The following is a 25,558-nucleotide window of genomic DNA, read 5'->3' as shown; positions in this document are numbered from 1 at the left end:
ATCAGCAGCCGGATGAGCGCGGTGGCGGCGACCGCGGTGGGGAAGCGCAGGGAATCGGGGAGGTTCGCGTTCAGGGGACTTTCCTGACTACCGTGCCCTACCGGGCTTTCGGAAGGCCTGCGGCCTGCCGGTGACGCGAGTGCCGGGCTCAGCCCGCGATCGTCCGGTCGACCGTATGGGGGGCCAGGACGTGGTCGATCACCATCACGGCCGCCCCGACCACGCCCGCGCGGTCGCCGAGGCGGCTCGAACGGATGCTGAGGTCGTGCGTGGCCAGCGGCAGCGACCGGCTGTAGATGACCTCGCGCACTCCGGCGAGCACGTGCTCGCCCGCCTCCGAGACGTCGCCGCCGACGACGATCACCGCGGGGTTGAAGAAGTTGACGATCGACGCCAGGACGTCGCCGATCTCCCGCCCTGCCTGGCGGACGAGCCGCACAGCCCGGACGTTGCCCGCGCGCACCAGTTCCATCACGTCACGGCTGCCCTCGGCCCGCAGCCCGGCCGCGCGGAGCTGCCCGGCGAGGGCGGAGCCGCTGGCGAGCGCTTCGAGGCAGCCGATGTTCCCGCACCGGCAGACGACGTCGTCGGCCGTGGTGACCCGGATGTGCCCGATGTCGCCCGCCGCGCCCTGCGCGCCCCGGTGGAGGCGGCGCTCGGAGACGATGCCGCAGCCGATGCCCGTGCCGATCTTGACGAAGATGAGGTGGTCCACCTCGGGCTGCCCCGCCCAGTGCTCGCCGAGCGCCATGATGTTCACGTCGTTGTCGACCAGCACCGGCGCGCCGAGCCGCGAGCCGAGCCACTCCGGCACGGGGAAGCCGTCCCAGCCGGGCATGATGGGCGGGTTCACCGGCCGCCCGGAGGAGTGTTCCACCGGGCCGGGAAGGCCGACGCCGACCCCGGCGATCTGGTCGGGCGTGAGGTCGTGGGCGGCGAGCAGTTCGGTGAACGCCTCGACGAGCCAGCTCAGCGTGGGCTCGGGGCCGCGGTCGATCGGCAGGTCCGCCGTCCGGTCGGCGATGATCTCGGTCCCGAGGTCGGTGACAGCGATCCGGGCATGGGTGGCGCCGAGGTCGGCGGCGAGGACGACGCGGGCGCCGCTGTTGAAGGCGAACGCCGTGGCGGGCCTGCCGCCGGAGAAGATGGCGTCGCCGGCGGGCATGATCAGGCGGTGGTGCATCAGCGCGTCCAGACGCTGTGAGACCGTGGATCGGGCCAGGCCGGTCATCTGCATCAGCTCGGCACGGGTGCGGGCCTGGCCGTCCCGCAGGATCGACAGCAGTGCCCCCGCGCCGAAGGCCGGCCCGCTCGGTTCACTCGACATGCCCGCAGTCAACACGGATCCCTTCGCGAACGTCAAAGCAGGTCGTCCCACCACTTTTCGTGACCGGGTCTTCGGCGACCGCACCGGCCCTTCCATCACCCTCCCGGCGGAGCGCGTTCCGGGGTGCCGTGGGGACGGCGACACCGCCCCACTTGGTGGGAAGCCCTGTGACCTGCGGAAACCCTGTGGACGGCGGCCCCGTGCCGGGTCGGCCAGAGGCGGGGTCCGTCGTCGCACGGGTGCTTGAGTTCTCGTGGGTCGGTCAGCGGCGGCGCAGGGCGCGGACGGCGAGGGCCGTCGCGGCGCCGCCGCCCAAGGCGGCCGTCAGCCGGGTGCGGTTCTGGGAGAGCCACACCTGGACGCTGCGGTCCTTGGAGCGCGCGTCGAAGCTGCCGTGGGCGCCGTAGTCGCGGTCCTGGTCCGCGGGCTCCCAAAGATTGGCGACACCGGTCGGCTTCTTCTCGTCGGTCTGCTGGGATGAGAAGCCCGTCTTGCCCAGGTAGCGGTCGATCAGCCCCGGTACGAGCCGCTCGCCGATGATCGTGGCGGCGGTGCTGCCGCCCACCCAGTACTCCCGCCGCGCGGGGTGCTCCGCCGCGTGGACGATGGCCCGCGCGGCGACCTCCGGCTGGAAGATCGGGGGCACGGGCTGGGGGTGGCGGCGCAGCCGGGACAGCACCCAGTCGAACTGCGGGGTGTTCACGGCCGGCAACTGCACCATGGTGATCTTCACGTCGCTGTGGTCGTGCATCAGCTCGGTGCGGATCGACTCGGTGAAGCCCTTGATGGCGTGCTTGGCCCCGCAGTACGCCGACTGCAGGGGAATGCCGCGGTACGCCAGCGCCGACCCGGTCTGGACGATGACGCCCCGGTTCCTGGGCCGCATCCGCCGCAGCGCGGCGCGGGTGCCCCAGACGTACCCGAGGTAGGTGACGGCGGTCGTCCGTTCGAACTCCTCGGGTTCGACCTCCAGGAACGGCGCGAACACCGAGGAGAACGCGACGTTGATCCACACGTCGATGGGCCCGAGGTCCTTCTCGACGGCGTCGGCGGCGGCCTCGACCTGCTCCTGGTCGGCCACGTCGGCGGGGAAGACCAATGCGGTCCCGCCCTCGCCGCCGATCTCGGCCGCGGCGGTCGCGAGGCCCGTCTCCCCTCGCGCGATGAGCGCGACCCTGGCGCCCTGCTCTCCGAGTATGCGTGCCACCGCGCGGCCGACGCCACCGCTGGCGCCGGTCACCACGACGACCTTTCCGCTCAAGCTCGACATGTTCGTGCCCTTCAGCCGGTGGATCAGGGTCCGGTGCCGAGACGGCGCTGCCGCCGGAGAGCCATGGTGACGTCCACGACGGCGGCCACCACGACCACGCCGAGGATCACGGCGGGGACGGTCGCCCCCGCGATCAGCGAGAGCACGCCCAGGGCGATCGCGACGAACAGCACGAACGACGCGAGGCGTATGTGGATGACATCCCGGGGCGTCGCGGCCGCCATCGGCTTGCCGGTCTCGGACCGCTGTTCAGGAGTTTCCTGCGCCTTGCCTCCTCCTTCCCGGTGAACACTCCCCATACCCGACAAATCTGACGTCATGTGTGCTCCCGAGTCTTCGCTCGCATGTCTTCGCAGGTCACGCACGTCGTTCCCTGCACGCCGCGGGATCGCCTCCGCCCGCGAGCGCCCGGTGCCACGGACGGCCCGCCGTTCCCGTCCGGGCGCCGGATCGGGTGACGTGAGCGCTCGCGCCTTCGGGGTGAAGGTCGGACGACCCGCACGCGCCGCCGGTGTCCGGAGGCGCGTATGCCCTGGACACATTGCTAAGGCGCGGTTCTATCCTGAAAGGCGAGGACCAAACCTATCCCCGGTTTCACCGGCGCCATCACGGGCACGGCGAGACCAGGACTCGATCGGAGGGGGTAGAGATGTCCCACGAGGCTCCGCATTCCGTCGCCTCGCACCACGACGCTCCCCACTACGTCGCCGCGCGCGTCCAGCGCGCCCTCGCGGAGGACGAGCGCACCTACGAGCTGGGCATCCGCGTCGACATCCGCGGCGACCAGCTCTTCCTGCGCGGCCAGGTGGAAGGCGCCGAGCGGCGCGCGCACGTCGCGGCCGTCGCCGGCGAGAACGCGCCGGGGTTCACGGTGCGCAACGAGGTGACCGTCGTCGAAGTACGGGAACCGGGGGAGGAGGAGACCCTGTGAAGATCAGAGTCGCCGCCGTCGGTGACGTCCATCTGGGCGAGGACATCCGCGGCAGATACCGGCCCCGGCTGACGGGCATCGAGGAGCGCGCGGACGTGCTCCTGCTCGCCGGGGACCTGACCCGCCACGGCACGCCCGAGGAGGGCCGCATCGTGGCGGACGAGTTCCGCGACCTGCCCGTCCCCGTGGTCGCCGTGCTCGGCAACCACGACCACCAGTCCGACGCCGAGGACGAGATCATCGCCGTGCTGCGCGACGCGGGCATCCAGGTTCTCGAAGACGACTCCATGGTCATCCCGTGCGGGGAGGCGCGCCTCGGCGTGGTCGGGGGCAAGGGGTTCTGCGGCGGGTTCGCCGGGAAGTGCGCCAGCGAGTTCGGCGAGCCGGAGATGAAGGCGTTCGTCCGGCACACCCGCGAGATCGCCGACCTTTGGCACAAGGCGCTGAAGGGCCTCGACACCGACCACCGGGTCGTGCTGAGCCACTATTCGCCGATCAAGGACACCCTGGCGGGCGAGCCGCCGGAGATCTACCCGTTCCTCGGCAGCTACCTGCTGGCCGAGGCGGTCGACGCCGAGGGCGCCGATCTTTTCATCCACGGCCACGCGCACGCCGGGGTCGAGAAGGGCGTGACGCCGGGCGGCGTCCGCGTCCGCAACGTGGCCCTGCCGGTGCTGCGCCGGGCCTACGCGGTGTACCGCCTGGGCGGCGACGACCCCGAGGGCTGCTGAGGTCACGCCACCGGTTCACCGGCCCCGCCGAGGATCCTTGACGAGGCCCGTTTCTCGTGGAGCCCGTTCTCACGGGCCGGTCGCCGGGGTACCACGACCGCGGACGGCGGACCGGGGTACGCAGGTCCGCCGTTTCCGCGTTCTCATGGCCCCGGATCCGGGGCCGGTCGTCGTGGTACCGCTATGGGTGAAAGATGCTCACACCGCCCGGGCCGACGAGGAAGCCGAGGACGATCAGGACGATCCCCCAGAGGAGATCGCGACGGGCCAGGATGACGTAGATCCCGGAGATGACCAGTATGACTGCGATGATCCAGAGAATTGTTCCCATGCGCACCAACTGCCCTGACAAATCAGGCATTAACGCGGTTGCGGATCAACTCTTCCCCTCGCAGGGTTCACGGGCAAGTAACCCCCAACCAACGTCCTGAACAGCGCAAACAACGCCCCGCCCCGCACGTCATCCGTCCCGCGCAACTCGAAAGCCGCCGCGGCTAGGACACAGGAAGGGCGTACCTGGGCCCGGGGAGCGCCCGGGGGCTCGTCGTGTCCGGGCGGGGGGCGATGTTCCGGGAGAGTTCGCTCATCACTCGGAGTCCCCTTCCCTCTCCGGTTCCCCCTCCGCCACCTGCATCAGCCGCGCGTACGCGAGCTGCAGCCAGTCGGACACGGCGACGGCGGACATGGTCGCCCCGGCCAGCCGGGTGAAGCCGGGTGCGAACACCATGCCCGCGGCGTACGCGGTCGCGACCCACTGCGCGAGGCAGAACGGGCAGGTCAGGAGCTCACCGACCGCGTGCCGGACGCCGTGGCCCCGGACCTCCTCCCTCAGTTCCGCAGGACCGCTCACTCCGGCGTACCGTGTGAAGGGGGCACGGAGCGGGCTCGTGACGGGGTCCTTGGTCAGGGTGCGGGACACGCGATGCGTGGTCAGCCCCATGAGCACGAGGTCCAGCGGGGCGATCCGCTCCGGCGCCTTGACGCCCGTGATCCTGCCCAGTCCCACCAGGCCCGCGACGGCACCGCCGTAGACGGTGAGAATGCGCAGGTAGGAACCGAGCGGACGATCGGTCCCGCTCTCGTAGGCCCGTTCCTCCTCACGAAGCTTGTTCTTCACAGAAAGGGTCATAGGCGGCGAGTACCCCCGCTGGGCACGACCATGCCCAGGGTTTGGGCTGGAAAAAGGGGGGTAGTCGCGATGATCTTCGACCATCGCTCTTCATGGGGGGTGAGCCTTGGGCAGCCACACGCATGAGGTCACCGACGCGATCATCGACACGCTCAAGCGGGCCGGCTCGGCGCTGAAGGCCGAGGGCATCCGGTTCGCGCTGGCGGGCGGGTGCGCCGCCTACGCGCGCGGCGCGGCGCCGTCGCTGCACGACGTCGACTTCGCGCTCGTGGAGGAGGACGTGCCTCGCGCGCTGGACACCCTGAGGCAGGCCGGGTTCCGCACGGCCAAGCCGCCGGAGGACTGGCTGGTCAAGGCCTTCGACGAGGACGACAGGCTCGTCGACCTCATCTTCAGGATCGAGGAGCGGCCGATCACCCCTGAGATGATCTCCCGTTCCCACATGATCAACACGGCGGCCCTCAGCCTGCCGGTCCTGGACGCCACCGACCTGGTCATCACGTGGATCATGCCGATGTCGGAGCACAGTTGCGACTACGGCTCGCTGCTGCCGCAGGTCCGCGCCCTGCGCGAGCAGGTGAACTGGGACCGGGTCGCCGAGGTCGTCTCGGTCTCCCCGTACGCCTCCACCTTCCTCACCCTGCTGGACCGCCTCGGCGTGGCCTGCCCCAAGCCCCCCGCGGAGGACGCCGACATCCGCTGGCCCTGAAAAGCCCACATCACCCCTCGCCGAGAGCCCAGGTCACAGGACATGCCGGAACAATGTCACAGGCACCCTCTTTGTGCCGCTACTCTAGATGGAGTCACGCGCCGCTAGCTCAGTTGGTTAGAGCAGCTGACTCTTAATCAGCGGGTCCGGGGTTCGAGTCCCTGGCGGCGCACCGCACAGAAACCCCAGCTCGTTGCGCTGAGCTGGGGTTTCTCGTTTTTCAAGCGGCTCTGGCCGAGCCGAGGCGCTCCCATGGTTGCTCGGTGGATGCTCTTCGGCACGGTTCCGGCACGCGGCCGGGTGTTCCGGGACCCGGCTTGCGCCCGTTCGCCAGGTCAGACCCTGAAGACGTTCAGCAGAACGCCAATGGGGCCTTCCGGGCTGGGCTACGCGTCTGGCATGCACGTGCTGTGGCGCGGAGAACTGGCCCACGACACCGCAGTGGCACTGGCCGATCGGCGTCGAACCGATCAGGGCCGTGCGGCCACTAGAAGTCGAATTCTCCGGCTTTGGCGCCGGCTACGAAGGCGCGCAAGACGTTCCCCCGTACGATCCATGGCTGCACGCCGTCAGGCTGTTCGGTGTCTCGGATGCCGAAGCGGTCGCCGCTCAATTGGGCCACCTCGATGCAGTCGCCTCCGTTGGCGCCGCTGAAGGAGGACTTACGCCACTGTGCTGTCTCCAGTTCGGCGGCCAGCTTGTCAGTTACGTTCATACATCACCATCTTCTCGCGTATCGCGTCTGCGGTCTCGTTGACCGGTCGGGCATATGACCGGATGGCGTCAAATCTGACACTAACGGTGCGCACGCGGTCCACGCGATCTGTTACCTCGCCGTCTGCGGCTGAGTCCAAGTACACGGCGTCTGGTCCCTGGAGGAGTTGGGCGATAACGAATCCGCCCAGCAGGCCGATCGTGGGTACGGCGGTCATCGGGACGATCTGCAGGGTGATGCAGGGGTGAGCCAGGAGTTTGAGGAGGTGGTCGAGCTGTTGCCGCATCACCTCGGCTCCTCCGATGGGGCGTAGGAGGACTCCTTCGTCGATGACCGCCGCGTACACGGGTGGCTCGGGACGGTCGAACACCACCTGCCTGGCGAGGCGTACCTCAGCTTCTTCGTCGACGCGTTCGCTGCTGATGCCCGGCTGCCCGCTCAGGATCGCGCGAGCGTAGTCGCGCGTCTGTAGCAGCCCGGGAATCACGAGGGGTTGCCACGTCCGCAGGGTATGAGCATTGGCCTCGATCTTTGGCCATTGGCGGAACCAGGTCGGTCCTGTTTTGATCACTAGGGGCAAGAGGCGGAGCAGGTCCCCGCTGACGCCGAGAAGTCTTTCGACCTGCTCGGTGAAGTCTCGCTGTGGGGTGCGCTTGGCGTTCTCGATCTGGCTGACCAGGCTCTTGCTGACGTGGGTGTAGTCGGCGATCTCTTCCTGGGTTACGCCTTTTTCGTCCCGCAGCCTTCTCAGCTCGGCTCCGAAGAGAGCGAGAGGACTGGCTCCTGGGTCAAGTTCACTTGCAGCCATGGATGCATCACCCTCATGTTCACAAGTACACACACATCCGTGAACTCGATGTGTGGAGCAAGTGTGTCGCCGGTTGACTACTAAAAGTAACGGCTGAGGGCCACTCTGGGGGTGTGTTCAACGAACCAGGCGAACTGGGGTTCACAAGAAAGTTGATCTTGTGGACCTTGAGGCCGAGGCCCCTAGATGGTCGGTGATTTCCATGCCAGAGGAAACCGTGCCCGTGCCCGTGAGAGCCATGCCGGTGCAGGAATCTCGTCCATCGGCAGCGGTGATCCTGATTTCGCGGATCAGCCTGTCTCGGAACGCGAAGGCGCCTCGCCAGGGGCGGTATGTCGTCGCCCAGTGGATCGGCAAGGACGACCCGTTGCTCCCCGCAGTCCTCCAGGTGGCCAGCGAACTGCTCACTAACGCCGTCATCCACCCGGCCCACGGCTTGGGCCGTGAGTCGATAGTGCTCCGCGTCAGCCGCGGCCGTCGCTCCCTCCTGTTGGAGGTCATCGATCCCGGCACCCTCAACGGGTTCTTCTTGCCGCAGCCGCATTTGCCGGCCTTCACCTCGGAGACCGGCCGCGGCCTAGGCATCGTGGCGGAGTACGCCGCTGCCTGGGGCACCTATATCTGCGACGCCGGACGCCGCAATGTGTGGGCGGTGCTGGAGGAAGACGTGCCTGCGACGGGCGACGCGAGAGCCGACGGTCCGGTTGAGCCTTCCCAACCCCCAACAGCGGGTATCGCGATCGGCGGGCGGAGGACAGCGGATCAGGCTCACGGGCGTACCAGTAGGGATATCGCCCATGGCCAATGATTACGGCGAGAGGATCAATAGGTCGCGCACCTACGGGCTCGGAGGGGTCTTCGTAGGTCGACGGCACCATCTTGGCGTACGCATCGATCAGCGATGTGAGGGACGCGCCTGCGGAGCGGGACACGAGCATCCTCAACGCGGGCACATCACTCGTATCCTGCGATGCGCCGCGCAAGGCGGGGATGGCGCTCTAGGGCACGACGAACCCTCGCAGCAGAGATGTGCTCACTTCACCCCCGAGCTCGTGGCAGGCGCGGCATTGACGCAGCCCACACATCCCCCAGCGAGGCCGCACGCCTCCGTAGGGCGGCCTGTTGCTCATCTGCTGGGAGCGCAATCCGCACACGCTGGCAATGCGGCATGAGCGCCGGACGAGCATACTGCCGCGAGTGCGGCTGGGACGTGATCAAGGTGCACCTGTTCGAGCGCAATGGTCTCTCCATTGATCTCGATCCCGAGGCGGTCGTTGGTGGTGACTACACGTTTTGGAATCCCACCTATGCGTGTGACGTGCAGATCTGGCGTGCTGCCTACCGGCCGGTCGAAGTGCAGCCGCCGCTCAATATTTCAAATGAGGACTTCAAGGAGTGGGATGGCCGGAAAGCGGCAAACAGCCGCCGGTGGCACGTAGAGCACGTGTGCGGGCTGACGGCCGCGCAGATCGTGGCAGGGCGACGCCGAAGAAGGAGCGCATAGACCGCCCGGCCGCGCGCGCAAGATTGCGGACTGGCCGCGCTTACCCAAGGCCGGATCGTGAGATCCAGGTGGAGGGGCGGCAGGAGCCGTACTTACGACCTTCGCAGAGCTTGAAGGCGGTGATGCGGCTGAAGAAGGTGGAGTCGGTTTTGCAGCCCCAGCGGGCGCCGTTGGAGTCGACGATGGTCCATGTCTGCAGGTAGGAGGTGGCGTATTCGACCCGGACGGCACGGCGGTCGTTGCTCAGGTCGCAGACGGTGATGCGGTGGCGGTCGGCCGAGACGGTGACCGAGCCCCAGCCGGCGTCATCATGCCAGCCGTCCGATGTCTGGGCCGTGGCCGACGAGGGAGCCAGCAGGACGGCAAGAGCGGCGGCTGGCACGGCGATGCGACGGTTCATGGGCTATCCGTTCCGGGTGAGGAGATCAGAACGGAGCTACTGTGAACCTCCTGCGTGTCTGGGTCCCGCAGCCCAGCATCCCTGGTGGCATTGCTTGATCAATATTTGAGTGGCGCTTCACCAGGCTGTCGATCCAGCGCCATTCATCACGTTGTCCGGCCAGGTGGTCCGCCTTTCGTGCCCGTTTCGATTCTGTCGGTCCGGCACGGCAAGGTATGCGTGTGGCAGCTCACCTTTTCCTAAAGCATCAGCTACGCGCCCATCTGGCGATGGTTATCCGCGATATGAAAAACCTCCTGCACAAGTGGGACCAGGAGGCATTACTTCGGGCTCCAGAACACGACGTCATCGAAACTCTGATCAAACTCGGGACTGTGGACTGCCCGCGCCTCCTCCGCCATGAGGCATGGATGCTGGAGCCGACAGAAACCATTCAGCAGAGCAGCAAGTTCGGCCGCCGGGTAGAACGGCGCGTTTCGCTCCTCACGCTAGTAGTCCCGTACGAGGGCGAACGCATCCTGTTCTTCACCAGGCCGTCGCGATACCCCAAAACCCCGCCCTCTGTCGAATATCTGGACGACAGCCAGCTGCGGCTCACTGTGGAAGGGGAGCTGACTGACGGCACCCAGGTTCGTAAGCGGTTCGATCAGCAGCTGAACGAGATCGAGCGATGGCTGGGATGGGCGCGCGAAGAGATCGATCCCCACAACGCGAAGATCAGGGAGTCCGTGCCCAGCCTCGTGTCGCGCCGGCGCGCCGAGCTGCTAGCCGTCCGTGACGTGCAGGCCGCGGTCGGGTTCCCGATTCGCAAGCGTGCGGACGCCGCCGCCTACAGCGTTCCGGTCAAGCGGCGCACGCTCCGGCCTTCGGCGGGCGCACCCGCCTCTCAGGGCGAGCGGTTCGTTCCTGAGCCCGTCCTGGCCGAGGAGGACCACGAGGCCGCCCTCGAAGTCCTGCGTCACTCACGCGACGCCCTGGAGCGCACCCCGTCCCTGGCAGCCGGGATGGACGAGGAGACGATCCGGAACCTGCTCCTGGTCGGGCTGAACGCCCAGTTCGAAGGCACGGCCAGCGGTGAGGTGTTCAACGGCAACGGCAAGACCGACATCCTGATCCGCGAGCGTGACCGGAACGTCTTCATCGGCGAGTGCAAGATTTGGGCGGGGCCCAAGACCGTCGAAGCTGCCCTTGACCAGTTGCTGGGCTACCTGGTGTGGCGGGACACCAAGGCGGCCCTGTTGATCTTCATCAGGAACAAGGACGTCAGCGCGGCCATCCGCTCTGCCATCGAGACGGTCGAGGCACACCCGAACTACAAGCGGCGGGGACAGCACGACAGCGACGAACGGGCCGACTTCGTTATGCACGCTCGCGGCGATCGTGACCAGGAGATCCACCTGGCTCTATTGCCCTTCGCGCTGCCCGGCGACGCCACCAGCCGCTTTAGGCGCTAATCCGCCACCACCACGCGCGCCCCAGGCGACGGTCAAGCGCACAGCTATATATAGGGCTGCCCGCGTTGTGTCCGGGAGCTCGTGGGGGCTACCAGCCGTGCAGACCCCACTCTTCAAGACCGTCAGTATCGTTGATCCGCTTGTCCACGTAGGCGGCGGCCCGGTCCCACCAGCTGGAATGCGAGTTTGCGCCGAGCGCCAGACGCAGCACGCCTTCGGGTGGATCCGTTGGGGCCCGCGGGTGCTCGATCACCTGGTAGGCGGCGATGCTGTTGGCGTTGAGAGACCGCAGGCGGTGCAGCGCCTCTGCCCGCCACAGTTCGGGCCCCTCATCGGGAGGCTGCGGCGAGCCGGCCATTCCGGGCAGCGGCCGTAGGTCTGCCGCCACCCTGACGGGGCGCGGCCGGGTTGCGAACGCTGGAGGAGGCCAGCCGTTCGGCCCAGAACGCCATCACCATGGCGTCGCGGGCGGCAGGAACTGGATGCCTCGGCGCCGGGAGGGCGGCGCAGAGAGGCCATGGCGATCAGGGGCAGGACACTCAGGAACTGCAGCCATGATCGTAGGGCTGGGGCCAGCGCAGCAGACCCTAGCGACGTGAGCAGTGGGTAGGGCGCCGGGCCGTAAGCGGGCGGCTCAGCTCGCCAGGCGCCGGGCTTCCGCTCTGGCCTTGTTGCCTGCACGGAGCTTGTTGTAGTTCGGTTCGACCCGCACACCGTCGACACGGCTGAACAGCTGCAGGGCGTTGCTGTAGTAGCGCTCGCGATCTTCGCGAGGGCCGAAGTCCAAGAACTTCATGCTGCTGTTGCACTCGGGGCAGAGCAGCCCGCGCCACAGGTGGGCCTCGTGGTCGTGGTCGATCACCATGCGGTGCCGGCGGTCCGCAGGGACAGATTCGGCCTCGGGCCGGTTGCAGATCTGGCACTTGTGCCCGGCTGCGGCACGGAGGGCTGCGACCTCGGCGGGCGAGATGTCGAAGTCCTTGCGGCGTCGCTTGGCCTCGTCCCGATCGTATTGGGTGACCGGAGTGTCGAGGTAGGGCATCAGGTCCAGCCGGTTGTCGCGATAGTGCGCGAGGGCACGCAGGCGCCGTACGGATCCGTTGGGGGTTCCGCGGGTTACGTACCCGAGGTAGCGGGAGCAGCCGTCGAACGCGCGGCCGCGAGCGTTGGTGATGCTGCAGATCATGCCGACCCAGGTGCTCGGGTCCCAGAGGTGGCGGTAGGGCTGAACCCCGCGCCAGCCCTGCTGGTCCGCCGGCGCCAGGCCGCTCACCAGCATCTCGCCGTTCTCGCAGATGTGGCACACTCTGCCGCCGAACTGTTCGATCTGGGCCTCAGAGAGTGAGTTACCGCGCTTGGCGTGGGACTTGGTGCCTGGGTAGCAGCCCTCGGCGCCTCTACTGGACATACACGCCGTGCACAGGCCCACGCTGGGTCGCCACCGCTTCTGGTCACGTTGGCACCCGCCCTCGCACTGAGTCTCGGGGGTGCAGCCGCAGGACCTGCAGGGGCCGAACTCGGTGATGTCGCTCAGGTGGTCCCGGTATGACATCTGGTCTCCCTTCGGACAGGGATCGGGGGTGAGCAAACCGTAGCTCTCCGCACCGACAGATCTCGCTCGACAAGCTGGCCGTCAGCGGGGACCGCTGCGGCCTGGTTCTCCGGCGGTGGTGGTGCGGTTGTAGCGCGCGGCGGCTGTGGGCCGGCTGCCACCTTTGCGTGGCGTGGCCGGGCTGTGCACGGCGCTGTTGGCGAGGTGGCTCGGCCCAGAAACGCCATCACCAGCGTCACCGGCCTCCGGGGACGGCTCGAGGCTCCGACTACAGGAAGATGCTCAGGGGTGGGATGGCCGGCCCATTGTGGCGGTAGAGCTGGCGAGCGCCCTTAGCTCTGAGAGTGGGCCCCTGTCCTCTCGCTTCACCAACCACCTGGGGTAGATCCGGCGCTCAACCACGGCGTGCGCCGGCCCACTTGTCCAGTTCGCGATCAGTGGGAGCCGCTCCAGAAGGGACGCTGCCTTTCCGCTCGCAAATGGCGCGACCGCACTATGCCGATCGGCCAGACGGCCGTCGTCGCAACCAGTCCGGTTCCTCAACCTTCGCCTGAATCTCCGCCGACTTGATCCCCAGAGTGATGACGAAATGCTCACACGACTCGAAGTCCTCTGCGGTCGGGGCGTATCCGTCCTGATAGACGGCGTTCACGGTCTCGATGATGTTGCCGCCGTAGGTGAGCCGGTCGACGAGGGCGGCGTAGAGCCGGGGCTCGGTGAATGTCTTGTTCCATCCCGAAAACGACTCATTTGAAGCTATCGCGACACTGTGGGCCTTGATCACCCCGGCCTAGGCAGGGGCTCAGAGGCGATGCCATTCTCTGACGACATCGTCGACACTTCGCGGACCCAATCCCGTCTGCTGGTGAGGGGCTCAGGGGGTACCACTACGCAGCTTGACTTCCTCGGATGATTAATCGGCATCGTCGGGTTGGTGACCGTTAGGAAGACGGGTCTGCGTCTCCCCCCGGCGTGACCATCCCGGTGGCCGAGGTCCGGGAGATGGAGACGATCTCTACGCGCACGCCCATCCCCTCCAGAGCGGTCACCGCGTGCAGCAGCGAGACCTTCGCGAATGCGAACAGGGAGTCCGGGGTCAGCGGCACCCCGTCCTTGAGCAGGATGCCGTAGACGAGGGTCAGCGACCTGAACGTCCTGTCCATGGAGTGGCCCGGGGCGAGCTCGTCAATCTTGGCAAGGAACTTCTCCTGAGCCTCGGCATCGAAGCGCAGGGTTTCCATGGCCACCCGTCCCTGCGCGAAGAGGTGGTTCAGCTCGGCGGTCGCTTCGGCCTTCTTCACGCATATGAACTGGCCGTCAGGCCCGAGCTCGTCGCAGATCTCGAGCCCGCCGCCGCGCAGACGTGCCGTGTGCACGGTGTCCTTGTCGAGCAGCACGTATCCCTCCCGAGCGGCGACCTGCTGGTTGTACCAGCCCTCGTCGTTCTCCTTGGGCTTGCTGCCTTTGGGCCAGGGCGGCATCGTGACCGTGGTGGGACGAGCGAGGAGTTCGGCGATCCGCTGCTCGATGACGACGAGGTACTCCGCGCCGATCTCGTACCACCGCCGCTGCCAGTAAAAGTAGTGGAAGCTCCCCTCGGACACCTCGGCGGTGAGCCAGTGGTCGGCGGGGACCTTACTGCTGATCAGCTCGTTTCCCTCAGCGTCGGCGAACATCTGGATGCGCCCATCACGCAGGGCCCGCAGGCGGCTCCCCGGCTGCCGATGCCGGACGGCTTCGACGAACTGGTTGATCTCAAGCTCCGTGCGGTACTGAGAGCGGCCCCCGAGCGTCACCTTGAAGGACTCCGCGAAGTCGTACCGGTCCCGGCAGACGCTGGGCACGGCGAGTGCGAGGAGGGCAGGCTCGTCCCCCCCAAGCATGGCGTCGAGGCGTTCGTCGAGGCGCTGGACCTGCTCGGATTTCGGGAGGAGCGGCCGGACCTGGGCGATGAACTCAAACTCCGGCAGCGGGCTCGGCTGGGCGCAGACCTCCTCAATCCGCTGGAGATCGTGGAGCAGAGAGGCGGGTGTGCTGCCGAGGGGCAGTTTGACCGAACGGTCGTTGCCGGTGATGTGCGCGGGCCGGGTGCGGTCCTTGGTGAAGGTGAGCGGGACGTTGGCGATCTGGCCGGCGATCTGGCTGACGATCTCTCCGAACTGCTCAATGCCGAAGCCCCGGATGTTCTCCCCGCCGGTGGCGGAGTTTTCGTCGGTCCGGCCCCGCGCGTCCATGACCTGGCGACGGACCTTGGTGATGCGGTCGGCGTCCAGGCAGCGGATGGCGAGCTCGATGCCGAATCCGGGGTCGATCCGGGCCGGGTCGATCATCAGGTGGCCCATGCCGTACGTGAGGCCGTAGATCGCCTGCCCGGTGCGGACCAGGAGGAGGGCGAGAGTCGTCCGGTTCTCCTCGGCGACGGGGTGCCCGCTCAGGGCGCTGAGCGGGTCGCACCAATCGGCGGGACCGGGGGCGATCGTGCCAGTGACAAGGAGGCCAGAGACGCCCTCGTGGTCGACCTTGCGGGCCTGGAAGCCTTCGCGGTCCAGGTAGCGGGGGAGGACGAACGAGCGGAGGTCCGTGTGTGCGCGCGGGTCTGCACTGCGCAGGCGGTAGAGGGAGGTCTTACGGGTGGTCGGCGGGGTCGTGGCCTTCACGGCGGCGACCGGGATGTTGTGGTTCTCAGCGCTCATGTCAGTCCTCGTCTGAGGTATGGGGACCAGGGTGGTCCAGACAACTGGGAAGTGCGGTGCGCCTTGGCCGGGCATAGGTCCGATGCGGCGCGCGCACCGGTTCTGGGTGTGTTGTCGGCGTGGCCGGAGCCCCTGCACGGACGAACCATGTCCAGACAGGGTCGTGCTTCTCTCCGGCGCGATTCGGCGCTTCTTGTACGTGGGGCGGCGGCCTGCGCTCCCTGAAAGGGCTGGGGAGCAGGTGTTCACAGCCCCGGATCGGCTGACTGAGGACGCTCCTGGGTGCCCGGCAGGGGACCCCATCGCGCTCATCATCCGTGGCTCACGGCGGTTGATAAGACGACTGCCACTCACTCTTGCAGGTGTGAACATACCACCAATCGTTAGCATTCGTGTCGATGTTCACGAGTGCTAACAAACCTTGGATTGGTCAGCGTTGCGCTGTATGGTTGCCCCCATGGGTCTTGGCGAGCACGATGAGGTGACGGCGGCGGCGATCGCGCGGCTGGCCGGCGTCAGCCGTGCGGCCGTAGCGAACTGGCGCAGGCGCTATCCGGAGTTCCCTAAGCCGGTCGGTGGCAGCGAGCACAGCCCGACGTTCTCCCTGGACGAGGTCGAGGTATGGCTGAAGGCGACAGGGAAGGGCGACCAGTTGTCGACGGCCGGGCGGACCGAGACCGGGACGCAGCGCGTCGACGGCCCTGCTCCGTTCCCGAGCGGCTCGCCCCACGCGTGGGAGAGCAGCGATCTCGATCGGCTGCCAGAGCAGGGGCCGGAGCGCGGCATCGCTGACTTGACCTCGGGTGAGCTGCTGGCCAGGGTAATGGCGTCGCTGCTGCCGCGTTCAACGGCTTCGGCCGGGTCGTCCGGCGACTGGAACGCGGACGTACCCGTCGTGCTGGATCCCGCTTGCGCGGAGGCGACGCTTCTGCTGGCCGTCGCCGACCGCTTCGGCACCGGGGTCCGGCTGGCTGGGCAGGATGTCCGGCTGTCGGCTACCGAGGCGGCCGTGCAGCGGTTGAGCGACAATCCCCTCGGCACGTTGTACGAGATCCACACCGGAGACTCCCTGCTGGATAACCGGCTCAGCGGGTATCTGGGCGCGGCGGCGGCCGTCGTCTGCGAGCCGCCCTTCGACCTGCCGCAGTGGCCCTCGGCCGAGTTGGCGACCGATCCGCGCTGGGAGTTCGGCACCCCGGCCCCGCGCGACGGGGAACTGGCTTGGGTCCAGCACTGCTACGCGCACCTGCGGCCGCGCGGCGTGGCTGTCGTCGCGGTGACGCCGCGCACCTGCATGCAGCCGTCGGGCCAGCAGATCCGCGCGGCACTGGTGCGCACCGGCGCGCTCCGCGACGTGATCGCGCTGCCGAAAGGGATGGGCTCCGCCCCCGACACCGACGTCTACCTCTGGGTCCTGCGGCGGCCCTACGGAGCTCCCGACTATCGAGAAGTCCGCATGGTCGACCTGTCGGGACTGGGCGACGCCGCGGACGTCCCGCACGAGTTCGCCGCCTGGGAGCGGCTGTTCGGCGACGCCGACCCGACGGTGTCTCGTGCGGTCCCGCGCTTGGAGCTCCTCGACGGCGATGCGAACCTGCTGCCATCCCGCCACGTCACCACGCGGGTCGAGGCGAGCGTGGATGACTTCGCCCGCGTCACCGACCGGCTGCACGCCCTCCATCTGCGAGCGGTCCAGGGCCTGCCGCGCTTCACCGCGCCGACGGCGCCGACCCGCCACTCGTCCGTCACCCTCGGCGAGCTGGAACGCGCCGGGGTGCTGACCGTCAAGGCCCGCGACGACACCCCGCGTGCTGGGGACGTGCTGCTGCGGACTTTCGGCCGCCCGCCGGTCGTCGCGACCGGCACCGCCGAGGACGACACCGGGGTCGCGCAGATCATCGAGATCGACCCCGCCCGGCTGGACGCGCACTTCCTGGCGACCTTCCTGCGGGCCGACACTGGGGCGCTCCCGGTGACCAATACCCTGGGCGCGCTCAACCGTGAAGACCTTCGTCGCTGCCGTGTCCCTCGCCTGCCCCTGGCCGAGCAGCGGCGCTACGGCGATGCGTTCCGCCACCTGAGGGAGCTGGAGGACGTGCTCGCGGCGCTGGGGAGAGCGAGCGCACACGTGATTGAACAGACCGTGTACGGACTGATCGCCGGCGTTCTGGCACCCGAGTTCACGCTGATGAAGAACACTGATGACACGAGTGCCGCTGATGAGGAGAAGAGAGAACTGTGACCTCGGGACCCAGTCATACCAAGATGGCGGCCGACATCTGGTCGGTGGCCGATCTGCTGCGCGGCGACTACAAGCGCCACGAGTACGGCGGGGTGATCCTGCCGTTCACACTACTGCGCCGCCTCGACGCGGTGATGGCCCCGACCCGCCAGGCCGTACGCGACAGCGACGCCGCACTCACCATTCAGAACAAGCAGAAGCTGCTGGAACTCGCGGCGAAGCTGCCGTTCTACAACACGTCCCTGCAGGACTTCTCGACCATCGCGGGTGACCCGCAGAACGTCGCGAAGAACCTGCGTGACTACATCAACGGATTCTCCCCGAACGTCCGGACGATCCTGAGCCGGTTCGATCTGGACAACGAGATCACCCGCCTGGCGGGCGCGAAGATCCTCTACGCGGTAGTCGGGAAGTTCGCCACGATGCGCGACCTCGACCGGCTCAGCAACCACGACATGGGCTACGTCTTCGAGCATCTGATCCGGAAGTTCGCCGAAGACTCCAACGAGACCGCCGGTGAGCACTACACGCCGCGCGAGGTCATCAAGTTGATGGTCAACCTGCTGATCGCCCCCGACAAGGACGCCCTCGCCGCGGACGGTCAGGTCATCAACATCCTCGACCCGGCCTGTGGCACCGGCGGAATGCTGACCGCCGCAGAGGAGCACGTCAAGTCGCTCAACCCGAACGCCAAGGTCTACCTCTTCGGCCAGGAGCTCAACGCGGAGTCGTGGGCGATCTGTGAGGCAGACATGCTCATGCGCGAGCAGCGCGGCACCATCCACTTCGGCAACTCCTTCAGCGATGACGGCCACCGAGGCCGGACGTTCGACTACATGCTGGCCAACCCGCCCTTCGGCGTGGAGTGGAAGAAGGTCAAGGACGCGGTCGAGGATGAGGCCACGCTCGGTCACGCGGGCCGCTTCGGCGCGGGGCTGCCGCGCATCAACGACGGTTCGTTCCTCTTCCTGCAGCACATGCTCGACAAGATGGACCCGGTCGAGGGCAAGGGGTCGCGCCTGGCGATCGTCTTCAACGGCTCCCCGCTCTTCACCGGCGCTGCCGAGTCTGGTGAGTCGAAGATCCGCCAATGGATCCTGGAGAACGACTGGCTGGAGGGCATCGTCGCCCTGCCGGACCAGCTCTTCTACAACACCGGCATCTCCACCTACTTCTGGATTCTCTCCAACCGGAAGACCGAGAAGCTGCGCGACAAAGTGATCCTGCTCGACGCCCGTGACCAGTGGGAGAAGATGCGCAAGTCCCTCGGGGACAAGCGTAAGCAGATCAGCGACGACCAGATCAAGCACATCACCGAGCTGTACGTCGACGCGGTGAAGGTCGCGGCGGACGCTGAGCACCCCGACCACGCCAAGGTGAAGATCTTCGGCACCCGTGACTTCGGCTACCACCGCATCACCGTAGAGCGCCCGCTCAAGCTCCGCTTCGAAATCACCGAGGACACTCTGGTGGCGCTGGGTAGCGCGAAAGCCCTGACCAAATGGGACGGACGCAACGCGCTGATCGAGGCGCTGCGCGGCCTGGTCGGCTCGGTCTGGTGGACAAAGAAGGACGCAACGGACGCCCTGCACAAGGCCGTCGTCGACAGCGGAGCCCAATGGCCCGGCACCGCCGCGCTGAAGAAGGCGGTCTGGGCCGCGGTCGCGGCCTCCGACCCCGAGGGCGAGGTCCAGAAGGACAAGGACGGCACGGTCCTGCCCGACCCGGACCTGCGCGACTACGAGAACATCCCCCTCGACGAGGACATCGAGACCTACTTCGCCAAGGAAGTAGCCCCGCACGTCCCTGACGCCTGGATTGACCACGACAAGACAAAGGTCGGCTACGAGATCCCGTTCACCCGGCACTTCTACGTGTACACACCGCCGAGGCCGCTGGCCGAGATCGACGCCGAGCTACGCGAACTGGAGACCCAGATCCAGAAGCTCCTCGGGGAGGTGACGGGGTGAGTATTATGCGATTGAGATACCTCCTCCGTCCTCGCGAGGTAAACAATAGAACGGATCTGCAGGTTCTATCGGTCTATCGTGATCATGGAGTAATTCCAAAGGACTCCAGATCTGATAATTTCAACAAGACGCCAGAAGATATCACTCGGTACCAAGAAGTGCGCGTCGGAGATCTTGTAGTCAACAAGATGAAGGCGTGGCAGGGGTCGGTGGGAATATCGGATTATCACGGAATAGTGAGTCCGGATTATCTAGTTTGTTCTGTAGATGCATCGGTGGAGTCGCGTTTCTTCCATCACTTGCTGCGATCCGGGCCACTCGTGACCCAGTTCGGGATTCGATCCAAGGGTATCCGGCCTGCGCAGTGGAGGCTGTACTGGGAGGATCTTGCGGAGATTTCCGTTTCGTTGCCGCCACTCGATGAGCAGCGGCGGATCGCTGACTTCCTCGACGCCGAGACGGCCCGCATCGATGCGCTCACGACTAGGCGGCTTGCGCAGGTCGCATCTCTCGGTGAACTTGAGCTGGCCCGAATTGGCGCGCAGCTCTGCGGCTCTGACCGTAGCCGCATGGGACGCATGCGGACCGGCTGGGAATGGTTGCCAACGATTCCAGGTGATTGGAGTGTTGGGCCCGTATACGCCTATTTTGATGTTCAGCTCGGCAAGATGTTGAACACGGATCGCGCGTCTGGAGAGGGCCAGCAGCCTTACCTTCGCAACGCGAATGTTCATTGGTACGAGGTCAGCACATTCGACTTGGCAACAATGGCGTTCGAGCCAGGCGAAAGAAGCCGATACGGGGTCAAGAAAGGTGACCTCTTGGTGTGCGAGGGCGGAGCTGGTGTAGCGGAAGCTGCTGTCTGGGATGGTCAAACTCCAGAAGTCTTCTATCAGAAGTCGCTTCACCGCGTTCGAGCTATCAGCAATGTTCCCGTCGAATGGCTCATGTACTGGCTGCGTTTTTCAAAGGCGGCTGGCGTGTTCGACGCTGATGGGAATCTGGCAACAATTCCACATCTGACCGGCGAACAGTTGGCGGCATATAGAATTCCCATTCCGTGCGACGGTCGCCGTCGGGTTGCCGTGCTGAATTCTGAGATCGCTGCTATTCACAAGACTCAGGCAGAGATGACAGCCGCAAATGCCCTTCTCGCCGAGCGTCGCCGGGCGCTCATCACCGCTGCCGTCACCGGGCAGATCGATGTCACGACTGCGCGTGGAGCCGACACGTCCGGTCTCCCCCTGGCTGGAGGTGCGTCGGTATGACGCCTGGTGTGCACGGCGAGCGGACGTTCGAGGATCGGGTCGAGATGGAGCTGCTCGACCGTGGTTGGTCGCGGACGCTGGGGACGTTCAACGTCGACCTGGGGCTCGAAAGCGGGGAGATGTTCCGGTTCATTGGCGCGACGCAGGAGAAGAAGTGGGACCGGCTGGTCGGGTTCTACGGGGGTGACCAGACTGCGGCGCAGCGGCAGTTCGCGCAGCGGGTGGCTGCCGAAGTCGACGCGCGCGGGGTATTGGACGTGCTGCGGCAGGGGGTGCGGGACCGGGGGGTGCAGATCGACCTGGCGTACTTCCGCCCGGGCCACACCCTGGCCGCCGACGCCCTCGCGGAGTACAACGCGAACGTGCTGACGGTTGCCCGGCAGGTACATTACAGCGTGCGGCACCCCAAGCGCTCGATCGATATGGCGCTCTTCGTCAACGGGCTCCCGACCGCAACGGTCGAGCTGAAGAACCCGAACACCGGGCAGAACGCCGACCACGCCATTGCGCAGTACCGGCGAAACCGGGACCCGAACGACGTGTTCCTCTCCAAGCGGGCGCTGGTCCACTTCGCGGTGGACCCCGACCGGGCCTTCATCACCACGCGGCTACGTGGGGCCGACACGCAGTTCCTGCCGTTCAACATCGGTTCCAACGGACCTGGTCGGTCCGGCGGGGCGGGGAACCCGGAGGCCAAGCCGGGGTCGTACAGCGTGGACTACCTGTGGGAGGAGATCTGGCAGCGCGACAACTGGCTGGAGATCCTGCACCGGTTCGTGCACATCCAGGTGCCCGACCGAAAGGGCGTGAAGGAGAACCCGCACACATCGCCGAAGGTGTTCCCGCGCTACCACCAGTGGCACGCGGTGCAGAAGATGGTCGACCACGCGCGAGAGAACGGGGCCGGGCATCATTACCTGATCCAGCACTCGGCGGGCTCAGGGAAGTCGAACACGATCGCCTGGCTGTCACACCAGCTCTCGAACCTCTTCGACACGGACAACCAGCCGGTGTTCGACAAGATCATTGTGATCACCGACCGGGTGGTGCTCGACCGGCAGCTGCAGAAAACCATCTTCCAGTTCGACCACACGCCCGGAGTCGTCAAGAAGATCGATGTGGATTCGACGCAGCTCGCGGCAGCCCTCGGTGACGCCACCTCGAAGATCGTTATCAGTACGCTGCAGATGTATCCTTTTCTGCTGAAGAAGATCGTCGACATGGGGCTGTCGGGCAAGCGATACGCCGTCATTATCGATGAGGCGCACTCCTCACAGGGTGGGGAGTCCGCGATCCAGCTCAAGCAGGCGCTCGGGGCGAACGCGACGCTGCGGGAGGAGGATGAGGACGACGCGACGTACATGACACGGGTGCGCGGCAGACAGCCGAACCTGTCGTACTTCGCGTTCACCGCCACGCCGAAGTCACCGACGCTGAAGCTGTTCGGAACCTTCGACCCCGAGCGGCCGAACCCCCGCACCGGCGAGGTCGGGATGTACGTCCCCTTCCACATCTACTCGATGCGGCAGGCCATCGACGAGGGCTACATCCTGGACGTGCTGGCCAACTACATCACCTACGACACGAAGTGGCGGCTACGGAACGCGGCCGTCGAGCAGAACGAATCCCAGATCGCCAACCCGGAGGTCGACGCCGGCAAGGCGAAGGCACGACTGGTCCGTCTCGCGGAACTGCACCCCAAGTCGCTGGAGCAGAAGGCCCGGTTGATCGTCGACGACTTCCGGGAGAACCTCGCCGGGCGGCTCGGTGGGCGGGCCCGGGCCATGGTGATCACCAGCGGGCGGCAGCACGCGCTCGATTTGTACCAGGCGATCCGCAACTACGTCTCCCTGCGCGGATACACCGACTGCGGCACCCTCGTCGCGTTCTCCGGGCATCTGAAGGATGACGCCGGCCTGGAGTTCACCGAGTCGCAGCTCAACGGCTTTCCTGAGGGGCAGCTGCCGGACCGGTTCGCGTACACCAAGGCCGACGACCCGCAGGCTGCCGCGCGCAACCAGGACGAATACCGCCTGCTGGTCGTCGCGGACAAGTACCAGACCGGGTTCGACCAGCCGTTGCTCTGCGGGATGTACGTCGACAAGCCGCTGACCGGGGTCACCGCAGTGCAGACGCTCTCCCGGCTGAACCGAATCCACCCGCTGAAGTCGCAGGACGACGTGCACGTCCTGGACTTCGTCAACCAGGCGGCCGACATCCAGGCCGCGTTCTGGGATTGGTTCGAGACGACGATCACCGAGCCCAGCGACCCGAACCTGCTCTACACCAAGCAGCGCGAGGTGATGGAGTACGAGCTGCTGGTCGCCTCGGAGATGGAGGCGTTCATCCGGGTCCTGGCGGCAGCCGGACCGGGCCGCTTGCCCGAGGCGGCCGAGCGGAAGCTCCACGCTGAGCTGCACGAATACCTCAAGCCCGCGTTGGACCGCTTCGACGCGCTGGACACTGACGACGAGCGGGAGGGCTTCCGGGGCGCGCTTCAGGACTACGTGCGCGCCTACAGCCTCATCGCGCAGATCGTCGACTGGGGCGACCGGGACCTCGAACGTCTCTACCAGTACGGCCGGATCCTGCTGCTCCGGCTGCCCGGACGGCCCTCGACCTCCATCGACATAGGCGACGCGGACCTGAGCCATTTCCGGTTGGAGCACACCGGGCGGCACAACGTGTCGCTGTCGGCGGTCGGCGACCGGGCCGTGCGGGGCCACGCCGCTGACGGCGGCGGCTACCGGGAGCCGGAGGTCAAGCCGCTGTCGGAGGTGATCGAGGAGCTGAACGACCGGTTCGGCCTCGGCCTGGGAACCGCCGACCAGATCCTGATCTACCAGCAGGTCGTCGGCCTGGTCGAGGACACCGGAATGCAGCAGATCGCGCTTATGAACGACGAGGCCCGGTTCGGACAGGTTGCCGACGACCGGCTCGACGACATCGTCGCGGAGAACGCCGAACGTAACACCGCCTTCATGAAGTTGTATTTCGATAACAACGAGTTCCAGAAGGCGATCAAAGAGGCTGCCCGCAAGCGCGCTTACCGGATCATCACCGAACCCGCACGGGATGAGGCGCTGGCCAAGCTCCGCGCAGAAATGCAACGGGAAACCGGCGGCCTGGCCGGGTAGGAGTTCCGATCTCGAGATAGAGGTGATGGGACGTGGGGGACGGGGCCGGACAACCGGCCGAGAGACGGCTACTGGCGGGGCGCTACCGCGTGGACGGGTCTCTCGGCAAGGGCGGCATGAGCGAGGTCTTCCACGGCTACGACGAGCGGCTAGACCGGCGGATCGCGATCAAGATGCTCCGGACCTCCTCGTCGGGTGCGATCCCGGCCGGGCCGGACAGCCCGGAGGCGGCGGAGATCCTCGACGCTCTGGACCGGGACCGGAGGCGGTTTCTGCGGGAGATCCGCACCACCGCCCAGCTGGAGCATCCTGGCATTCCGGCGGTCTACGACACGGGTGTTGAGACGGCCCCCGCCGGGAGGACGCAGCTGTGGCTCGTCATGCAGCTGCTGCGCGGTTCGACGCTGGAGTCGCTGCTGGACAGGGCGGACTATGTCGGCGCGCCGCCGAGCGTGTCCTGGGCAGCGTCGATCGCCGCGCAGATCGCGGCGGTCCTGGTGGACGTGCACCGGGTCGATATCGTCCACCGGGACATCAAGCCTGCCAACGTGATGCTCGTGGACGGCGGCCTGGTGAAGGTGCTGGACTTCGGCATCGCGATCCTGCGCGGTGCGGGGGCGCTGCCGAGGCTCACCCAGGTGGATCGGACCGTCGGCACCCCGCCGTACATGTCGCCAGAGCAGTGCATCGGCCAGGCGGTGGCCTCCGCCTCGGATGTTTACTCGCTCGGCTGCCTGCTGTTCGAACTGCTTACCGGTGATGTGCCTTTCCACGGGACGACCGACAGGCCCATGCGCTTCCATCACCTCCAGTCGGCGGCGCCGTCGGTGCGGGCGCGCCGCCCGGACGTCCCGGCGGAGCTCGATGCACTGGTGTCGGCGATGATGGCGAAGCAGCCAGCGGTTCGGCCCTCGGCGGAGGCCGTCTACGAGGAACTCCTCCCGTTCGTGACGGTGCCGGGCGGATCGGCCGGTGGGACGGGGAACCTCGACGAGAACCGCGACCCGACCCGTCCGTTCCGGCGGCCGCTACTGGCTCCGGCCAAGCGTCAGGAGCAGGGCACCGGCCGGGGAAAGCTCACCGAAGACGAATTCGAGGAGTTGCGGTCCAACGTCCAGGTGCTCCTGGACAACGACCATCCATCCGAGGCGATCCGTCTCCTGGAGGATGGTGTCGCCCGCGCCGAGAACTCGTTCCTGGAATTGCGGCTGCGACACTTCCTGGCCGCGGCGCACTTCTACGCCGGGGAGTACACCCGGGCGGCGTCGCTGTTCGACGTCGTCGGACGCGACTACCGCAAGCGGCTTTCCCAGAACGACTTTTACGTCCTCGACTGCTCATATCACGCGGGTCACGCCTACGCCGAGATCGGCAAGCCGGACAAGGCCCTGCCGCACCTACGCTTCTACGTGGGCAACGCCGCCAACGCCAACTCGGCGGAGGACGACGACACTGGAGAGCGGATCCGAGAATCACGCTTCGTCATCGCACAGATGCTTGCAGCGTCCGGATACCCGGACGAAGCGATAGCGGAGTTCGAAGCCGTCCGTCCGCTTCTAGCGGAGGCGTTCGGCGTTGGCTCGACCCAGATACGGAATCTCGACAAGCAGATCGGGCGACTGAGATCTGTCCAAGGAGGGCCGCCTTTCCTCGAATGATGTTCGTGACTAAGCAATCATGTCGTGCTCGTTCGGGATCGGCAGTGTGGCGCGACACCG

Annotated in this window: 23 protein-coding genes and 1 tRNA gene; 12 read left to right on the top strand and 12 right to left on the bottom strand. The window is 66.8% G+C overall.

The annotated features are described in order from the left end of the window. Positions 1-148: 148 nt before the first annotated feature. The 3 genes from AB0M95_RS06590 to AB0M95_RS06580 form a co-directional block, all read right to left on the bottom strand. A complete protein-coding gene (locus AB0M95_RS06590) occupies positions 149-1,327 on the bottom strand; it encodes an ROK family protein (RefSeq protein WP_363760430.1) in 1,179 nt (392 codons plus the stop codon). A gap of 262 nt (positions 1,328-1,589) precedes the next feature. Further along, a complete protein-coding gene (locus AB0M95_RS06585; protein WP_363760427.1) occupies positions 1,590-2,588 on the bottom strand; it encodes an SDR family oxidoreductase in 999 nt (332 codons plus the stop codon). A 32-nt stretch (positions 2,589-2,620) separates the two neighbouring features. Further along, positions 2,621-2,917: a hypothetical protein gene (locus tag AB0M95_RS06580; RefSeq protein WP_363760424.1), complete on the bottom strand. Its 297-nt coding sequence runs from the start codon at positions 2,915-2,917 to the stop codon at positions 2,621-2,623. A 329-nt stretch (positions 2,918-3,246) separates the two neighbouring features. Here AB0M95_RS06580 and AB0M95_RS06575 point away from each other — a divergent pair, with 329 nt between their 5' ends. Both AB0M95_RS06575 and AB0M95_RS06570 read left to right on the top strand, forming a co-directional pair. Then, positions 3,247-3,528: a BON domain-containing protein gene (locus tag AB0M95_RS06575; protein WP_358512249.1), complete on the top strand. Its 282-nt coding sequence runs from the start codon at positions 3,247-3,249 to the stop codon at positions 3,526-3,528. Further along, entirely contained in the window at positions 3,525-4,259 is a 735-nt protein-coding gene (locus AB0M95_RS06570) for a metallophosphoesterase (RefSeq protein WP_363760421.1), read from the top strand. The genes AB0M95_RS06575 and AB0M95_RS06570 overlap by 4 nt, the downstream gene beginning before the upstream one ends. Positions 4,260-4,440: 181 nt before the next feature. On the opposite strand, the gene AB0M95_RS06565 is transcribed toward AB0M95_RS06570, so the two are convergent. Both AB0M95_RS06565 and AB0M95_RS06560 read right to left on the bottom strand, forming a co-directional pair. Beyond that, on the bottom strand, positions 4,441-4,590 hold the full coding sequence (locus tag AB0M95_RS06565) for a GPGG-motif small membrane protein (RefSeq protein WP_358512255.1): 150 nt from the start codon (positions 4,588-4,590) through the stop codon (positions 4,441-4,443). Between the two features lie 255 nt (positions 4,591-4,845). Then, on the bottom strand, positions 4,846-5,388 hold the full coding sequence (locus AB0M95_RS06560; RefSeq protein ID WP_363760418.1) for a DUF1360 domain-containing protein: 543 nt from the start codon (positions 5,386-5,388) through the stop codon (positions 4,846-4,848). A 106-nt stretch (positions 5,389-5,494) separates the two neighbouring features. Here AB0M95_RS06560 and AB0M95_RS06555 point away from each other — a divergent pair, with 106 nt between their 5' ends. Together AB0M95_RS06555 and AB0M95_RS06550 are read left to right on the top strand one after the other, a co-directional pair. Then, a complete protein-coding gene (locus AB0M95_RS06555; RefSeq protein WP_363760415.1) occupies positions 5,495-6,097 on the top strand; it encodes a hypothetical protein in 603 nt (200 codons plus the stop codon). Between the two features lie 98 nt (positions 6,098-6,195). Next, positions 6,196-6,269: transfer RNA gene (locus tag AB0M95_RS06550), tRNA-Lys, on the top strand. 315 nt (positions 6,270-6,584) lie between these two features. Here the strand turns inward: AB0M95_RS06550 and AB0M95_RS06545 are convergent. After that, positions 6,585-6,812, bottom strand: a complete 228-nt coding sequence (locus AB0M95_RS06545) for a DUF397 domain-containing protein (protein ID WP_363760412.1) — start codon at positions 6,810-6,812, stop codon at positions 6,585-6,587. Next, positions 6,799-7,620, bottom strand: coding sequence for a helix-turn-helix transcriptional regulator (locus tag AB0M95_RS06540; protein WP_363760409.1), 822 nt, complete (start codon positions 7,618-7,620; stop codon positions 6,799-6,801). The genes AB0M95_RS06545 and AB0M95_RS06540 overlap by 14 nt, the downstream gene beginning before the upstream one ends. Before the next feature lie 160 nt (positions 7,621-7,780). On the opposite strand from AB0M95_RS06540, the gene AB0M95_RS06535 reads away from it, so the two are divergent. Next, positions 7,781-8,428, top strand: a complete 648-nt coding sequence (locus AB0M95_RS06535) for an ATP-binding protein (RefSeq protein ID WP_363760406.1) — start codon at positions 7,781-7,783, stop codon at positions 8,426-8,428. Positions 8,429-8,830: 402 nt separating this feature from the next. Continuing rightward, positions 8,831-9,124: a hypothetical protein gene (locus tag AB0M95_RS06530; protein WP_363760403.1), complete on the top strand. Its 294-nt coding sequence runs from the start codon at positions 8,831-8,833 to the stop codon at positions 9,122-9,124. A 40-nt stretch (positions 9,125-9,164) separates the two neighbouring features. Here AB0M95_RS06530 and AB0M95_RS06525 read toward each other — a convergent pair whose 3' ends face one another. Then, on the bottom strand, positions 9,165-9,524 hold the full coding sequence (locus tag AB0M95_RS06525; protein ID WP_363760400.1) for a hypothetical protein: 360 nt from the start codon (positions 9,522-9,524) through the stop codon (positions 9,165-9,167). A 221-nt stretch (positions 9,525-9,745) separates the two neighbouring features. On the opposite strand from AB0M95_RS06525, the gene AB0M95_RS06520 reads away from it, so the two are divergent. Further along, positions 9,746-10,978: a hypothetical protein gene (locus AB0M95_RS06520; RefSeq protein WP_363760397.1), complete on the top strand. Its 1,233-nt coding sequence runs from the start codon at positions 9,746-9,748 to the stop codon at positions 10,976-10,978. Between the two features lie 88 nt (positions 10,979-11,066). On the opposite strand, the gene AB0M95_RS06515 is transcribed toward AB0M95_RS06520, so the two are convergent. From AB0M95_RS06515 to AB0M95_RS06500, 4 genes are all read right to left on the bottom strand, one after another. Further along, positions 11,067-11,336 (bottom strand): hypothetical protein, encoded by a 270-nt coding sequence (locus tag AB0M95_RS06515; RefSeq protein WP_363760395.1) that lies wholly within the window; start codon positions 11,334-11,336, stop codon positions 11,067-11,069. Positions 11,337-11,612: 276 nt separating this feature from the next. Beyond that, the gene (locus AB0M95_RS06510; RefSeq protein ID WP_363760392.1) at positions 11,613-12,386 is read right to left on the bottom strand and encodes an endonuclease domain-containing protein; all 774 of its coding nucleotides are present in this window, start codon (positions 12,384-12,386) and stop codon (positions 11,613-11,615) included. A gap of 637 nt (positions 12,387-13,023) precedes the next feature. Next, on the bottom strand, positions 13,024-13,314 hold the full coding sequence (locus AB0M95_RS06505; protein WP_363760389.1) for an ATP-binding protein: 291 nt from the start codon (positions 13,312-13,314) through the stop codon (positions 13,024-13,026). A gap of 157 nt (positions 13,315-13,471) precedes the next feature. Beyond that, entirely contained in the window at positions 13,472-15,223 is a 1,752-nt protein-coding gene (locus AB0M95_RS06500; protein ID WP_363760386.1) for a DUF6119 family protein, read from the bottom strand. A gap of 457 nt (positions 15,224-15,680) precedes the next feature. Here AB0M95_RS06500 and AB0M95_RS06495 point away from each other — a divergent pair, with 457 nt between their 5' ends. The 5 genes from AB0M95_RS06495 (at position 15,681) to AB0M95_RS06475 (ending at position 25,498) form a co-directional block, all read left to right on the top strand. Further along, positions 15,681-17,465, top strand: coding sequence for an N-6 DNA methylase (locus AB0M95_RS06495; RefSeq protein WP_363760383.1), 1,785 nt, complete (start codon positions 15,681-15,683; stop codon positions 17,463-17,465). Then, positions 17,462-19,435, top strand: coding sequence for a class I SAM-dependent DNA methyltransferase (locus tag AB0M95_RS06490; protein WP_363760380.1), 1,974 nt, complete (start codon positions 17,462-17,464; stop codon positions 19,433-19,435). The genes AB0M95_RS06495 and AB0M95_RS06490 overlap by 4 nt, the downstream gene beginning before the upstream one ends. A 188-nt stretch (positions 19,436-19,623) precedes the next feature. Continuing rightward, entirely contained in the window at positions 19,624-20,703 is a 1,080-nt protein-coding gene (locus AB0M95_RS06485) for a restriction endonuclease subunit S (RefSeq protein WP_363760377.1), read from the top strand. Continuing rightward, a complete protein-coding gene (locus AB0M95_RS06480) occupies positions 20,700-23,840 on the top strand; it encodes a DEAD/DEAH box helicase family protein (protein WP_363760374.1) in 3,141 nt (1,046 codons plus the stop codon). The genes AB0M95_RS06485 and AB0M95_RS06480 overlap by 4 nt, the downstream gene beginning before the upstream one ends. A gap of 32 nt (positions 23,841-23,872) precedes the next feature. After that, the gene (locus AB0M95_RS06475) at positions 23,873-25,498 is read left to right on the top strand and encodes a serine/threonine-protein kinase (protein WP_363760371.1); all 1,626 of its coding nucleotides are present in this window, start codon (positions 23,873-23,875) and stop codon (positions 25,496-25,498) included. Positions 25,499-25,558 lie beyond the last annotated feature (60 nt).

The sequence above is a fragment of the Sphaerisporangium sp. NPDC051017 genome, from assembly GCF_040683095.1.
In the GTDB taxonomy this organism is placed as follows: domain Bacteria; phylum Actinomycetota; class Actinomycetes; order Streptosporangiales; family Streptosporangiaceae; genus Sphaerisporangium.
This window is presented reverse-complemented; position numbering and strand designations above follow the sequence as displayed.